This is a genomic window from Cronobacter sp. EKM101R, from assembly GCF_963888145.1.
Lineage (GTDB): Bacteria > Pseudomonadota > Gammaproteobacteria > Enterobacterales > Enterobacteriaceae > Cronobacter > Cronobacter turicensis.
Genome location: NZ_CAWPHW010000002.1, coordinates 42,806 through 57,409, shown reverse-complemented (window position 1 = coordinate 57,409; position 14,604 = coordinate 42,806). Strand labels below are relative to the sequence as shown.

At 56.0% G+C, this 14,604-nt stretch carries 16 protein-coding genes; 5 read left to right on the top strand and 11 right to left on the bottom strand.

Features of this window, described 5'->3' with window-relative positions; all coding sequences use genetic code 11:
- Nucleotides 1-31 precede the first annotated feature (31 nt).
- From nanQ to zapE, 10 genes are all read right to left on the bottom strand, one after another.
- Nucleotides 32-496 carry an N-acetylneuraminate anomerase gene (gene nanQ, locus AACV31_RS04025; RefSeq protein ID WP_165155608.1) on the bottom strand — a complete coding sequence of 155 codons (465 nt, stop codon included), beginning with the start codon at nucleotides 494-496 and terminating at the stop codon, nucleotides 32-34.
- The gene (gene nanK / locus AACV31_RS04020; protein ID WP_165155606.1) at nucleotides 493-1,368 is read right to left on the bottom strand and encodes an N-acetylmannosamine kinase; all 876 of its coding nucleotides are present in this window, start codon (nucleotides 1,366-1,368) and stop codon (nucleotides 493-495) included. The genes nanQ and nanK overlap by 4 nt, the downstream gene beginning before the upstream one ends.
- Nucleotides 1,369-1,524: 156 nt before the next feature.
- Nucleotides 1,525-3,015, bottom strand: a complete 1,491-nt coding sequence (locus AACV31_RS04015; RefSeq protein WP_165155604.1) for an MFS transporter — start codon at nucleotides 3,013-3,015, stop codon at nucleotides 1,525-1,527.
- 93 nt (nucleotides 3,016-3,108) lie between these two features.
- Nucleotides 3,109-4,014 carry an N-acetylneuraminate lyase gene (gene nanA, locus AACV31_RS04010; protein WP_105537647.1) on the bottom strand — a complete coding sequence of 302 codons (906 nt, stop codon included), beginning with the start codon at nucleotides 4,012-4,014 and terminating at the stop codon, nucleotides 3,109-3,111.
- Nucleotides 4,015-4,147: 133 nt separating this feature from the next.
- Entirely contained in the window at nucleotides 4,148-4,939 is a 792-nt protein-coding gene (nanR, locus tag AACV31_RS04005) for a transcriptional regulator NanR (protein WP_105537648.1), read from the bottom strand.
- Nucleotides 4,940-5,039: 100 nt separating this feature from the next.
- Nucleotides 5,040-5,531, bottom strand: coding sequence for a ClpXP protease specificity-enhancing factor (gene sspB / locus AACV31_RS04000; protein ID WP_012814994.1), 492 nt, complete (start codon nucleotides 5,529-5,531; stop codon nucleotides 5,040-5,042).
- 5 nt (nucleotides 5,532-5,536) lie between these two features.
- Entirely contained in the window at nucleotides 5,537-6,178 is a 642-nt protein-coding gene (sspA, locus tag AACV31_RS03995; protein ID WP_004385111.1) for a stringent starvation protein SspA, read from the bottom strand.
- A 313-nt stretch (nucleotides 6,179-6,491) separates the two neighbouring features.
- Nucleotides 6,492-6,884: a 30S ribosomal protein S9 gene (gene rpsI, locus AACV31_RS03990; protein ID WP_000829818.1), complete on the bottom strand. Its 393-nt coding sequence runs from the start codon at nucleotides 6,882-6,884 to the stop codon at nucleotides 6,492-6,494.
- Nucleotides 6,885-6,898: 14 nt separating this feature from the next.
- Nucleotides 6,899-7,327, bottom strand: coding sequence for a 50S ribosomal protein L13 (rplM, locus tag AACV31_RS03985; protein WP_002437467.1), 429 nt, complete (start codon nucleotides 7,325-7,327; stop codon nucleotides 6,899-6,901).
- Nucleotides 7,328-7,577: 250 nt separating this feature from the next.
- A complete protein-coding gene (zapE, locus tag AACV31_RS03980; RefSeq protein ID WP_165155602.1) occupies nucleotides 7,578-8,714 on the bottom strand; it encodes a cell division protein ZapE in 1,137 nt (378 codons plus the stop codon).
- A 203-nt stretch (nucleotides 8,715-8,917) separates the two neighbouring features.
- Here zapE and zapG point away from each other — a divergent pair, with 203 nt between their 5' ends.
- From zapG to degS, 3 genes are all read left to right on the top strand, one after another.
- The gene (zapG, locus tag AACV31_RS03975) at nucleotides 8,918-9,316 is read left to right on the top strand and encodes a Z-ring associated protein ZapG (protein WP_007704871.1); all 399 of its coding nucleotides are present in this window, start codon (nucleotides 8,918-8,920) and stop codon (nucleotides 9,314-9,316) included.
- A gap of 173 nt (nucleotides 9,317-9,489) precedes the next feature.
- Entirely contained in the window at nucleotides 9,490-10,857 is a 1,368-nt protein-coding gene (gene degQ, locus AACV31_RS03970; RefSeq protein ID WP_007766695.1) for a serine endoprotease DegQ, read from the top strand.
- 90 nt (nucleotides 10,858-10,947) lie between these two features.
- Nucleotides 10,948-12,015, top strand: a complete 1,068-nt coding sequence (gene degS / locus AACV31_RS03965; RefSeq protein WP_007766694.1) for an outer membrane-stress sensor serine endopeptidase DegS — start codon at nucleotides 10,948-10,950, stop codon at nucleotides 12,013-12,015.
- Between the two features lie 61 nt (nucleotides 12,016-12,076).
- Here the strand turns inward: degS and mdh are convergent, their stop codons facing one another.
- Nucleotides 12,077-13,015 carry a malate dehydrogenase gene (gene mdh, locus AACV31_RS03960; RefSeq protein ID WP_165155601.1) on the bottom strand — a complete coding sequence of 313 codons (939 nt, stop codon included), beginning with the start codon at nucleotides 13,013-13,015 and terminating at the stop codon, nucleotides 12,077-12,079.
- Between the two features lie 435 nt (nucleotides 13,016-13,450).
- On the opposite strand from mdh, the gene argR reads away from it, so the two are divergent.
- Together argR and yhcN are read left to right on the top strand one after the other, a co-directional pair.
- The gene (argR, locus tag AACV31_RS03955) at nucleotides 13,451-13,921 is read left to right on the top strand and encodes a transcriptional regulator ArgR (protein ID WP_007766689.1); all 471 of its coding nucleotides are present in this window, start codon (nucleotides 13,451-13,453) and stop codon (nucleotides 13,919-13,921) included.
- Nucleotides 13,922-14,285: 364 nt separating this feature from the next.
- Nucleotides 14,286-14,549, top strand: a complete 264-nt coding sequence (gene yhcN / locus AACV31_RS03950) for a peroxide/acid stress response protein YhcN (protein ID WP_012814987.1) — start codon at nucleotides 14,286-14,288, stop codon at nucleotides 14,547-14,549.
- Nucleotides 14,550-14,604 lie beyond the last annotated feature (55 nt).

Sequence of the window (14,604 nt, the reverse complement as noted above, 5' to 3'; positions counted from 1 at the left end):
AATCAGCCCGGTAGAAAACTACCGGGCTTTTTTACGCCTCCAGCGCGCTGCGATGAAGCTTTAATACCACTTTCTTGATGTCGGCCGCATCGCCGACACAGCATCCTGGCTTGTGCGGTTCACCGGGCATAAAGACGACAAACATGCCGGGCTCCATGAACAACCTCTGCTCTGCCTCAATACGCGCGCAAAGCTGATAATCATCCTCTTTATGCCATTCGCCACACGCCCGCTCGCTGCCCGCGAAGCCATAACGGACCTGTTCCGCGCCCTCCAGCAAGATCTGAATATCTATGTAATCCTGATGAAGTTCGGCACGCTTTTCCTGCGCGGCTTGTGTCGTAAAGCACATGACATTCATTAACAGTCGCTCCCCCAGGACATAACCCCCGGGCGCTTTCTGCGCCGGGTTGGCCGCCAGCGCCTGCGCAATAGCGTCAATCATTACAAGCGGCAGCCCTGCGGTATAAACGTTCTGAATCTTACCTGCAATCATGTCTCTGCTCCCTGAGCCAGTAGCGCGGCTCCGATTAAGCCCGCATCGTGGCGATAATGCGCGGCCGCAAGCGCCGTGTGAAACGCCGCGGGCTCCTGCGCGAGAAATTCCTGAACTAAAGGTAAATAACCGTTCGCCAGACCGACACTGCCCCCGATCACCACCAGCTGACAGTCGGTAACGGCTTTGAGATCGGCAATCAGCCGCGCCAGCGTTTGTGCCGAACGCGCTATGAGCGCTTTTGCCATGGGATCGCCCTCACTGGCCTTAGCAAAGATTGCTTTGGCGTCGAGGCCGGCAAACATACCTGTGGCCGCCGCCGCGATAGCGCGCCCGGAGGCGATAGCTTCCACGCAACCTGTACGACCACAGCCGCAGCGGGGGCCATCGGGATCGGCAAGCGTATGGCCGAGATGGCCCGCCAGGCCGCCCTGACCAACCTGCAATTGCCCGTTAATGATGACGCCGCCGCCAACGCCGGTAGATACCGTGAGAAACACCATCTCGCTCACGGCGTCTTTGCGCACGTGGTATTCCGCCCAGGCTGCCGCCTGCGCATCATTCACCGCCAGACAAGGTAAGCCGCTCAGATGCGATACCGTCTCAGTCAGAGGAAAATGCGCAAGCCCCCCGAGATTTTCCGGATTGATGGCCGTCAGCATACCGTGGTGAATCACGCCGGTAGCCGCAATCGCCACACGCTCTGCGCAGGCTTTCAGCGGGGAGATCACAGCCTCAAGCGCTGCGCTGAGCGCTTCCGGCGTTTTGCTGGCAGGCGTGGGGATTTCCCGCTGATGTGTGATGCGCAATGAGGCATCAACCACGGCGGCAGCCAGTTTGGTGCCGCCGATGTCTATCGCCAGTACGGTCATTGCTTTTCCTTTTGCATCGTATTGCGATGCCACAAACCGCCAGGCTCAGGCCGCGTGGCCAGCGCCTCCGGCGTGGCGCTGGCGCTATTCGTTCGATCAGTTAAGGGCATATACACTCCCGGAGGTTAGACGGTCCGGCGCACCGCCGGGTGCTGGTTAACTTTTACTTTTGACCAGGCTGCGTTTACGCCCGCTGGCGGGTAGCGCGCCGCTAAGCGGCTTTCCGTCTGTTGCGTCGTGGGTGCGTAACGCCTCCGGGCGGAGCCAGCGTTGCACCCGCGACGGCATATCAAGACCAATCAACAAAATCACGACAAACGTCAGGCCGAACGAAAGCGAACACAACGCCACCCCGAGATGCAGCCGTTGAGCAATCAACGCCCCCAGCACGGGAGCCAGCGCGCCGCCTAAGGCGCCGACGTTATAGGTAAAGCCGAGCCCCGCCGCGCGCTGATCGGTATCGAAATAGCCGCCAATAAGCTTCGGTAAAATGCCGGAGATCCCTTGCCCAAGCATCTGCTGAAAGAAAAGCAGCAGACCCAGCACCCAGACATTCGCGCCGCCAATGGCGAAAACAGGAATAATCAACACCTGCGAGGCAAGCAGGCTGTAGACATAAGCCCTGCGCGTACCCAGCCAGTCACCGAGAAAACCGCCCACGCAACAGCCTACCGCCGCGCCAAAACCACTGAAAAAGAGGACGCGCGCTACGATTGCCGGTTCGTACGCCAGCTCGGTTTTAAGGTAGGTCGGCAGCAGCGCCTGAATAGGCCACGAATAAAGAAAAGCGAACAGCACGATAACCATCAGCGTGACGCCTGTCGGCCACCGGGGACCGCTACTTTGCACCATAAAGCTGATGAAAATACCGGCGCACATCAGTCCGAGCATCGCGACAATAAGAGCGCTGTTCAGCTCACCGGCAAAACAGAGCCAGAGCGAAACCGCGGCGATAAGCGTCAATACAACGTTAATCAGACGGTGCTCACCGCGATAAAGGATATCGACCATCGTAGGCACCGGCGTCTTTTCGCTACGACGCGCCTCCCAGTCGTGCGCCTCAGGAATGTTTTTACGCAACCACAGCGCAAAAACGATAGGCAAAATGCCGATAAAAAAGAGCGCGCGCCAGCCCCAGACCGGCACCACCAGACTGTAGACAAAAGCCGCGACAACCGCGCCGACAGAAAACCCCGAGATAAGAAAACCGCTGGCTTTGTTACGTAGCATCTTGGGCCAGCTTTCAATCACATAGGTTGCGCTGGCGCCATATTCTCCGGCCATTCCAACGCCTATCACCAGCCGGGCGATAAACAGCGTGGTATAACCCGACGCTAAACCACAGGCGAGCGTGCCAACGGAAAAGAGTACGATACTTGAGATCATCGCGAGGCGTCGTCCATAGCGGTCGCCCATGGCGCCCAGCATCAAACCGCCGAACCAGCGTGAGATAAACGCGGCGGAGATCAGGCTCGCCCCCTGCAGCGTACTGAGGCCAAACTCATCCTGAATCTCCGTTAATACCAGGGCGATGAGTACAAAATCGAAACCATCAAGCAGATAACCCAACCAGGCGGCGGAAAATGCCCGCCATTGCGCCCGGTTAAGGTGGCGATACCACGGGATATGTTGTGTCGTTGTATTCATGTGACGCTCCCGCGATGGGCTGTGCCCATACGCTGTTAGGTAAGGTACCGAGTGAAGCGCGGTCAGGCCTGACAGAAACAGGCCTGACGGAGGTCATTCGCCCCGCTGTGCTTTTTCTTGTTGTAGCTGAGCGGCCAGCGCCTTAAGGGCTGGCAGATACTGTTCTTCTACCGGCGCAAAAGGCTTACGGCATAGCGGTACGGAAATCACATCCAGGTAGTGAAGAACGGTTTTAAGGCCGCGAAAGACGCCCGTTTTGATCAGCAGATCGATAACCTGATTACAGTCGCGTTGCAGCTGTTGCGCAGTAGCGATATCGCCCGCGTTTAGCGCCTTCGCGATATGCATATAGCGCCAGCCCATGATGTTGTAGGTGCTGCCGATCCCGCCGTCAGCGCCCGCCAGCAGACCTGACGCGAAGATCTCGTCATAGCCGTTGTAGAGCACCAGATCCGGATGCGCGCGGCGGATCTGCTCCATTTGATACAGATCGCCTGAGGTCTGCTTCAGCGCACCGACGCCAGGCAGCGTCACCAGCGTGCTGATTTGATCAAGCGACAGCCTGACGCCGCTCAGTGCCGGAATGTTGTACACCACCATCGGTAACCCGTCCGCAGAGGCAATAATGGCGCGGTAGTGGTCGCAATGTTCATCAAAGCTAAAGGGGTAGTAAAAGGGCGTAACGGCAGATACGGCATCAAAGCCATAGCGGCTGGCGGCGGCCGCAAGCCGCTGGCTTTCCGCCGTGCTCACGCAGCCCACATGCGCTATTAGCGTCACTTTTCCTTTTGCCTCTTCGGCCACGATCTCCAGCACTTCTTCGCGTTCCGCGCAGCTTTGCATAAACGCCTCTCCCGTCGAACCTCCGACATAGAGCCCGTCGATGCCCTGACTGATGTTAAAGCGCACCAGACGGCGCAGGCTCTCTTTATCCAGGCGTTGCTGCTGGTCGAAAGGGGTCAGAAGTGCGGGCATTACCCCACGTAATTGAGCGGTCATAAGAACATCCTCATCAGTTAAGTGAGAATGACTATATACCTTTATACCTGTTATACCAGATCAAATAATCGACAGATCGCCCTGCGAATGCGGTTATGCGATCGGCTTCACTAAACGATCGAGAAGATCGTCGTTATTTACGGGATTTTTTCTTCTGGCCGAGGGCCTGCCAGGTAGCAAAAACGCTATTGAGATGCGTTTGTAGCGCGTGGTCGGCTTCATCAGGATCGCGGCGGCGGATAGCGTCAACAATCGCAATATGCTGCTGGTAACTGATGTTGTTATGTTCAATCAGCTCGCCGTCAGGCACGGCGGGACGCGCAGCAATAAGCCAGTCCAGCAGCGCCACGTGAATAGCCATAAAGATAGGGTTGCCGGGGATTTCGGCCAGCACACGATGGAACTCCACATCCGAGCGGATAAACTGTGCGTTGTCTGCAAGCGACTGACGATTGATTTCCAGCGCCTGGGTCAGGCGTTCAAGCTGTTCGTCCGTGGCTTTTTCAGCCGCGTAGCGCACGAGACTGGATTCGAAAAACAGCCGCAACTGTTCAAAATGAGCGATACCGCCGGGATGGGAGAGAAAATCTTTCGCCATACCGGAGAGTTCGCTAATGATGGTATCCGCTGAAGGACGCGATACGCGCGCGCGTTCGCCGTTACTGATTTGCACCAGCCCTTTACGCTTTAACGCCGCCAGCGCTTCCCTGACCGAAGGGCGGCCTACGTTAAAAAACGTCATTAACTCGCGCTCAGAAGGCAACGCCTCTCCTTCCGCAAATTCGCGGCGGCGAATCATCTGCTCCAGCTCTTCTTCTACCATTTCAGAAAGCTTTTTGCGCGTCAGCGGACGGCGCCCAAGACTATGTCCAATAGCGTCGGAAGCATTTTTAGATTGTGAGTCGAATGGATTCATAGGCGGCATGCTATTGAAATGTGACAGCTTTACTCATCCTATCACAGGATTTTCGGGCTGGCGAAACTACAGGCGGAAAACAAAACAGGCCCATAGGGCCTGTCAGGAATTACTTCACTACACGCAGCGCGGGACGCCCGCCACGCGGCGGCGGCTCGTCATCCGGGCCGTTATCATCCGCATCGTCAGGCTTATCGCCATCAATCACAGACATCACGGTTTCCGGCTCTTCTGCGCTGTTGTCATCGTTCAGGCTCGCCATCTCTTCATCGTAAGCGGCTTCTGGCTCGAACATCGTACCGGCGCCGTTTTCACGGGCGTAGATAGCCAGCACAGCAGCCAGCGGCACCGAGACCTGACGCGGCACGCCGCCAAAACGGGCGTTGAAGCGAACTTCATCATTCGCCAGTTCCAGATTGCCGACCGCACGCGGGGCGATATTCAGAACAATTTGCCCGTCACGCGCGTACTCCAGCGGCACCAGCACGCCCGGCAGCGTCACATCCACGACCAGGTGCGGCGTCAGCTGGTTGTCCAGCAGCCATTCATAAAAGGCACGCAGCAGATAGGGACGACGTGGAGAGAGCTGAGAGATATCCATAAGGTTTAGCCCCGGGTTTGCAGGCGGATTTCGCGCTCGGCTTCGGTCAGCGAAGCAAGGAACGAATCACGCTCAAACACGCGAGTCATATAACCTTTGAGCTCTTTGGCGCCCGCGCCGCTGAACTCTACGCCTAACTGCGGCAGACGCCACAGCAGCGGCGCAAGGTAGCAATCCACCAGGCTGAACTCATCGCTCAGGAAATACGGCTTCTGGCCGAATACCGGTGCGATAGCCAGCAGCTCTTCACGCAGCTGTTTACGCGCGTTATCGGCTTCCTGCGCGGAACCGCTGACGATAACGTTCATCAGCGAGTACCAGTCTTTCTCGATACGGTGCATATACAGGCGGCTTTCACCGCGAGCCACCGGGTAGACGGGCATTAACGGCGGATGCGGGAAACGCTCATCAAGATATTCCATAATGATGCGCGACTCCCACAGAGTCAGTTCACGGTCTACCAGCGTCGGCACGCTTTGATTTGGGTTGAGGTCAATCAGATCCTGCGGCAGGTTATCCGTTTCCACATGCTCAATTTCAAAGCTGACACCCTTTTCAGCCAGCACAATGCGGACCTGATGGCTGTAGATATCAGTAGGACCAGAAAACAGCGTCATTACCGAACGTTTGTTGGCAGCGACAGCCATGAAAACCTCCAGGTATATTCAGAAAGTTACTGCTACCAGCCGCACACACGACTGGCCTTATCAATCACCCTTCCGTGCCGAACTTTCTTCCGTCTGCAAAACGAACAAAACGTGAACAGTTACCAGCATTTGGGCACAAAATTGGATGATAGTTTACCAGATTTTGCGCAGCTTGTGGTGAGAGGTTTTGTCCGATAGCCGTAAATGGGCGGGATTTCAGTAGATTAGCGGCCAGATAAAAATTCCGGGCATAAAAAAACCCGGCGTTGTGCCGGGTTTTTCGCCAATACGATTCTGCAAAAGCAGAAAAGAATTAACGTTTGGAGAACTGCGGACGACGACGTGCTTTACGCAGACCGACTTTCTTACGTTCAACCTGACGAGCGTCACGAGTAACGAAGCCAGCTTTACGCAGTTCAGAGCGCAGAGACTCATCGTACTCCATCAGAGCGCGGGTGATACCGTGACGGATCGCACCAGCCTGACCGGAGATACCACCACCTTTAACGGTGATGTACAGATCCAGTTTCTCAACCATGTCGACCAGTTCCAGCGGCTGGCGAACTACCATGCGGGCAGTTTCGCGACCGAAGTACTGTTCCAGAGAACGCTGGTTGATAACGATTTTACCGTTGCCCGGTTTGATAAACACACGAGCGGCGGAGCTTTTGCGGCGACCAGTGCCGTAGTATTGATTTTCAGCCATTGCCATAATCCCGATTAGATGTCCAGAACTTGCGGTTGCTGCGCCGCGTGGTTGTGCTCGTTGCCCGCGTAAACTTTCAGTTTACGGTACATAGCACGGCCCAGAGGGCCTTTCGGCAGCATGCCTTTAACCGCGATTTCAATTACACGCTCAGGACGGCGGGCAATCATCTCTTCAAAGGTCGCTTCTTTGATACCACCGATGTGGCCAGTGTGGTGGTAGTACATTTTGTCAGAACGCTTGTTGCCGGTTACAGCAACTTTTTCTGCGTTCAGAACGATGATGTAATCACCGGTATCAACGTGCGGAGTGTATTCCGCTTTGTGCTTACCGCGCAGGCGACGAGCCAGTTCGGTAGCCAGACGGCCCAGAGTTTTACCGGTCGCGTCAACAACATACCAGTCGCGTTTTACGGTTTCTGGTTTAGCTGTAAAAGTTTTCATTAAAAGCTTACCCAAATATAGAGTTACACGTTGGCGAACACCCAAACGCTTAAATTGAGTTGAGGTTCACACGACAAAGTCCGCAAACCTACCCCCTCGGATATGTTTTCGGCACATAAAAGTTTCGGGAAAAAAACTTTCTTGTAACGTGGGGTCGCAAGATTATAGAGAAGTCGAGTATAAAGATCGACCCCTTTTATGAGGAAAGTACAAGGATTCGCTCCCCTGCGCGCAGAGGAGCGGCCAGGCCTCAGGCCAGGTGCGGGCGTTTGAGGTATTCTTCGCTCTGCATCTCCTGCAAACGCGACAGGCAACGCCTGAATTCAAACTTCAGTTGCTCACCCTGATAAATACTCTCCAGCGGCGCATCCGCCGAGACCACCAGCTTCACCTGGCGTTCGTAAAACTCATCCACCAGCGCGATAAAGCGCCGCGCCGCGTTCTCGGTGGAAGTGGTCATCACCGGCACGTCAAACAGCAGCACGGTATGGAACTGGCGCGACAGCGCGATGTAGTCATGCTGGCTGCGCGCATCCACGCACAGCGTGGCGAACGACGCGGCAAGCGTCTGGTTTTCCACGCCGAGCGTCGGCAGCGGGCGATGGTTAATCTCAAGCGACGGCGCCGCTGCCGCGTTACGCGGCGCGCCCGCCAGCGCCTGCCAGAGCGCGTCCATCTGACGCGTCGTCTCCTCGCCTCGCGGCGACAGCCACAAATGCGCCTGGGTCAGCGTGCGCAGGCGGTAATCAATACCCGCATCGACGTTCATCACGTCGCAGTTCGCTTTTATCGCCTCGATGGCAGGCAGAAACCGTGTACGCTGCAAGCCGTTGCGGTACAGCTCATCGGGCGGAATGTTGGAAGTCGCGACAAGCGTAATGCCGCGCGCGAACAGCGCCTGCATCAGCCCGCCAAGCAGCATGGCGTCGGTAATGTCAGAGACAAAAAACTCATCGAAGCAGATAACGTCCGCCTGGGCTTTAAAACCGTCAGCAACCACATCCAGCGGATCGGTCTGCCCCTGCAGCGCGGCGAGCTCTTCATGCACCCGCAGCATAAAGCGGTGAAAATGCAGCCTGAGCTTGCGCTCGCCCGGCAGGCTATGAAAGAACAGATCCATCAGCCAGGTTTTGCCGCGGCCGACGCCGCCCCACATATATAAGCCGCGTACCGGCGTTTCGCGGGCCGCGTCTTCACGTTTGCCAAAGAGTTTGCCGACTTTCGTCAGCAGGCCGCCGCGGGACGGTGCGGGTTCGTCGGTTTTCTGCGAAAGGGCCTGCCAGATAAGATTCAGACGATTTACCGCGTCGTGCTGGACGTCGTCCGGCTGATGGGTGCCCTCTTTCAGGGCCTGTTGGTAGCGCGATGTCGGAGAGATGCTCTGCATATATTATTCTTACTTCCTGAAAACGTTCGCCGCAGCGTTATTTTGGCCAAAAAAAGGCCGCTCTACACTACGCCATGCCGCTCCAGGATTCCACTTCTCCTGAATTAGCGGTTATAGTGGGTTTACCGGTCGACGGCACGCAGACGAGAAACCAAGCCTCGCCGTTACCACCCTACGGAATCACAAGACAACGGGAGATGTTCATGACCTGGGAATATGCGCTTATTGGGTTAGTCGTCGGCATTATTATCGGCGCCGTCGCTATGCGTTTCGGTAACCGCAAATTACGTCAACAGCAGGCTTTGCAGTACGAGCTTGAGAAAAACAAAGCGGAGCTTGACGACTACCGCGAAGAACTGGTCAGCCACTTCGCCCGCAGCGCTGAACTGCTGGATAACATGGCGGATGACTATCGTCAGCTCTATCAGCACATGGCGAAAAGCTCCAGCAGCCTGCTGCCGGAAATGTCCGCAGAGACCAACCCGTTCCGCAATCGCCTTGCGGAATCGGAAGCCAGCAACGATCAGGCGCCGGTCCAGATGCCGCGCGACTATTCAGACAGCGCTTCTGGCCTGCTGCGTACCGGCGCGAAGCGCAACTGATACCAAAAATATCCTTACCGTCGGGCGCATGTAGCGCCCGCTTTTCTTTGGGCGCTGACTATGCTTATTCTGAGCGCTGCCGTCCCGATGACAGCATTGTTACGACATTGAGAATTCAATAATATCCGTGTTTTCAGGTGACTTTTTATAACCAGGTTGCGAGAGCCGCGTTCATGAAAAAACAAACCCTGCTGTTAAGTGCGTTAGCGTTAAGTCTCGGTTTATCTCTGTCGGCGCCTGCGCCGGTGCTCGCCGCCCTGCCGTCGCAGGTGCCGGGCCAGCCTGCCATCCCAAGCCTCGCGCCGATGCTGGAAAAAGTGCTGCCTGCGGTCGTCAGCGTACGGGTGGAAGGCACCGCCGTGCAGGAACAGCGCGTGCCGGAGGAGCTGAAAAAGTTCTTCGGCGAGTCGATGCCGGATCAACAGGCGCAGCCGTTTGAAGGGCTCGGCTCCGGCGTCATTATCGACGCCGCGAAAGGCTATGTGCTCACCAACAATCACGTGATAAACCACGCGGAGAAAATCAGCGTTCAGCTCAATGATGGCCGTGAGTTCGACGCTAAGCTTATCGGCGGCGACGACCAGAGCGATATCGCGCTGATCCAGTTGCAAAACGCCAGCAACCTGACGCAAATCCAGGTGGCAGATTCCGATAAACTGCGCGTGGGCGATTTCGTGGTGGCCGTCGGCAACCCGTTCGGGCTCGGCCAGACGGCGACGTCCGGCATCGTGTCGGCGTTAGGCCGCAGCGGGCTGAATCTCGAAGGGTTTGAAAACTTTATCCAGACCGATGCCTCCATCAACCGCGGCAACTCCGGCGGCGCGCTGCTGAATCTTAACGGCGAGCTTATCGGCATCAACACCGCGATCCTCGCGCCGGGCGGCGGCAGCGTCGGCATCGGCTTCGCTATTCCTGCCAATATGGCCCAGACGCTCGCTAAACAGCTGATGCAGTCGGGCGAGGTCAAACGTGGCCTGCTCGGTATTAAAGGCACCGAGATGAGCGCCGATATCGCCAAAGCGTTTAACCTGAATACCCAGCGCGGCGCGTTCGTCAGCGAAGTGCTGCCAAACTCGGGCTCTGCCAAAGCGGGCATTAAAGCGGGCGACGTGATTGTGAGCCTCAATGGCCGCCCGCTGAACAGCTTCGCCGAACTGCGCTCGCGCATCGCCACCACCGAGCCTGGCACAAAAGTGAAGCTGGGCCTGCTGCGCGACGGTAAAGCCCAGGAAGTGGAAGTGACGCTCGATAAAAGCACGTCCTCTTCCGCCAGCGCCGATATCATCGCCCCGGCCTTGCAGGGCGCGACGTTAAGCGATGGCCAGCTCAAAGACGGCACCAAAGGCATTACCATCAATAGCGTCGAAAAAGGCAGCGCCGCCGCGCAGGCGGGTCTGCAGAAAGATGATGTTATCGTCGGCGTGAACCGCGCGCGCGTTAGCTCCATCGCTGAGATGCGCAAGCTACTGGAAAGCAAGCCTGCCATCATCGCGCTGCATATCGTGCGCGGAAATGACAGCCTCTACTTACTGCTGCGTTAATAAACTGAGAGAACGGGCATCACGCCGCGTGTGATGTCCGTTTAACTCATGGTATGCTGCGCCCGTCCCCTGACTACTTAATCCATACACATGTTTCTGAAGCTTTTACGCTCGGTTATTGCGGGGTTGATCGTCGCTGCGTTGCTGCTGACGCTCGTACCTTCCCTGCGCCAGTACAATCCGCTGTTGCAGCAAAAGCTCGATAGCGACGATGAAACGCCCGTGAGTTACAACCGGGCGGTGCGTCGTGCTGCGCCTGCGGTCGTGAATGTCTACAACCGCAGCCTTGGCGGCAGCAACCGCAGCCAACTGGAGATCCGCACGCTCGGCTCCGGCGTTATCATGGATCAGCGCGGTTATATCCTTACCAATAAGCATGTCATCAATGACGCTGACCAGATTATCGTGGCGCTGCAGGATGGCCGCGTGTTCGAGGCGCTGCTGGTGGGTTCAGACAGCCTGACCGATCTGGCCGTGCTGAAAATCAACGCCACCACGCTGCCGGTCATCCCCATCAATCCGCAGCGTATGCCGCACATCGGCGATGTGGTGATGGCGATTGGCAACCCCTATAACCTCGGGCAGACCATTACTCAGGGGATTATCAGCGCCACCGGCCGTATCGGCCTGAACCCGTCCGGACGCCAGAATTTCCTGCAAACCGACGCCTCCATCAACCACGGCAACTCCGGCGGCGCGCTGGTGAACTCCCTGGGCGAGCTGATGGGCATTAACACGCTTTCCTTTGACAAGAGCAACGACGGCGAAACGCCGGAAGGCATCGGCTTCGCGATCCCGACTCAGCTCGCCACGCGCATTATGGAAAAGCTCATCCGCGACGGGCGCGTGATCCGCGGCTATATCGGCATTAGCGGGCGTGAAATCACGCCGATGCATACGCCTGCGGCGGGCATCGACCAGATTCAGGGAATTGTGGTTAACGATGTGGCGCAGGACGGCCCTGCCGCGCGCGCCGGCATTCAGGTGAACGACGTGATTGTGTCGGTGAACAAGAAGCCTGCTATCTCCGCGCTGGAAACCATGGACCAGGTGGCGGAGATCCGCCCGGGCTCGGTGATCCCGGTGGAAGTAATGCGTAACGACCGCAAACTCACGATCCAGGTGACGATTCAGGAATACCCGGCGACGCCGGAATAGCGGTATCGCAGACATAAAAAAACCGGAACCTGAGTTCCGGTTTTTTTTCGTCCATTAACGCTTATTTGTTAACGAACTCTTCGCCCAGGGCGATATCTTTTTTCAGCGTATCCAGCATGCCTTCCAGCGACTTCTGTTCGTAAGCGCTCAGAGCGCCGATCGGTTTACGCTCTTCAATACCGTTTTTACCCAGCAGCAGCGGCTGTGAGAAGAAGCGGGCATATTCGCCGTCGCCTTCCACATAGGCGCATTCCACCACGCCCTGCTCGCCCTGCAGCGCACGCACCAGGGAGAGACCGAAACGCGCGGCCGCCTGGCCCATAGACAGGGTCGCAGAGCCCCCGCCCGCTTTCGCTTCCACTACTTCGGTGCCCGCATTCTGGATGCGTTTGGTGAGATCGGCAGCTTCCTGATCGGTGAAATTCACGCCCGGGATCTGCGAGAGCAGCGGCAGAATGGTCACGCCAGAGTGGCCGCCAATCACCGGCACGTCCAGCTCAGCCGGTTTTTTGCCTTTCAGTTCCGCCACAAAGGTGTTGGAGCGGATGATATCCAGCGTGGTCACGCCGAACAGTTTGTTCTTGTCGTACACGCCCGCTTTTTTCAGCACTTCTGCCGCGATGGCGACAGTGGTGTTCACCGGGTTGGTGATAATGCCGATGCACGCTTTCGGGCAGGTTGTCGCAACCTGCTGAATCAGGTTTTTCACGATGCCTGCGTTCACGTTGAACAGGTCAGAGCGATCCATACCTGGTTTACGGGCAACGCCTGCGGAGATCAGCACCACGTCAGCGCCTTCCAGCGCCGGTTTCGCGTCTTCACCGGAGAAACCTTTGATTTTCACGTCGGTCGGGATATGACTTAAATCCACCGCAACCCCTGGGGTCACCGGCGCAATGTCATACAGAGAGAGTTCTGAACCTGAAGGCAGTTGGGTCTTGAGTAGAAGGGCAAGCGCCTGGCCGATACCGCCTGCCGCGCCGAGGACTGCAACTTTCATCCTAAACTCCTTATTATGGTTAGCAATTGTGTGCCGTTACTCCATGAGGTGGCGACCATAATCATCCTGGGAGGAAGTTATAGCACTCTTTTCGCCCGCAGTTTGCGATCGTAGCGCGGTTAACTGAAAGCGATGCGGCCTTCTCGCCCGGGTGCAGACGACGCGAATACCGCCGGGTCACTACCGAAGCAACATCTCAACAGGCGGTTACATTACACCCTCTTTAAGCATCAAAACAACATCATTTTGATAACATTTAGTTTACTTAAAGCCTTATTTACGAGTCGTGACGCAGACATGTTCCTCGATAACGTAATTTGATAAAATTCGTCTCTTTCATAACATTATTTCAGCCCGCCGCAAGGCAGACCATTTGCATAAAAATTCATCACAATGCATAATAATGTTGTTTATTGGCCTGTATACGGGTGATATATGCGTAGTTCCGCAAAACAAGAAGAATTAGTCAAAGCCTTCAAGGCCTTACTAAAAGAAGAGAAGTTCAGCTCCCAGGGTGAAATCGTCCAGGCGCTTCAGGATCAGGGTTTCGAGAACATCAACCAGTCTAAAGTCTCTCGCATGTTAACGAAATTTGGCGCCGTGCGTACCCGCAACGCCAAAATGGAGATGGTGTACTGCCTGCCGGTTGAGCTGGGCGTACCGACGACCTCCAGCCCGCTGAAAAACCTGGTGCTGGATATCGACTACAACGATGCGGTGGTGGTGATTCACACCAGCCCAGGCGCCGCGCAGCTTATCGCGCGTCTGCTGGATTCGCTTGGTAAAGCGGAAGGGATTCTGGGTACGATCGCCGGTGACGACACTATCTTTACCACGCCCGCGCGCGGCTTTACGGTGAAAGATCTCTACGAAGCCATACTGATGCTGTTCGAGCAGGAGCTGTAAGCCCTGCGCCGCCGCCGGTTCTTCCGGCGGTTGCCCTTTCCACCCCGCAATTCCGCTTTCTTTGATGATGCGCGCAGCGTAATCGACCTCTTTTTTACGGTTTCGCCTGATTCACAGCCTGAATACCGCACAAATCGTCAATTTCACTCAACTCATTGATTTATTAAAATTTTAATCAGAAAACGGACTTTTCATGGTCATTTTTATAATGATCGGTAATAAAAACCGTGGGTCATGCGAACAAAGTTTCATAGTAAATAATTAGTTTGGTATTAATTTTTTGGGTGATTAGTGTATACTTGTTTTTGTGATGAGGGTCACACAATAAGACCCCACCGATAACAATTACGACGAGGAAAAGAACATGAAAACCCAATCAACTGTAACAGCCCTGACACTTCTCTCCATGCTGTCCTTCGGCGCTTTCGCGGCAGATTCTATCAACGCAGAACAGGCGCAGAACCGTCAGTCTATTGGTACCGTTTCTGTTGATGCCGTAAACGCGGCGCCGATGGATCTGCGTGCAATGCTGAATGAGAAAGCCGAAGCGAAAGGCGCAACGGCGTACCGCGTGATCGAAGCCCGTACTGGCGACCACTGGCACGCGACTGCCGAGCTTTATAAATAAGCGTAATAACCCACGCGACTAACACGTAAAACCTCTCAGCGGTCCGATAAAAACC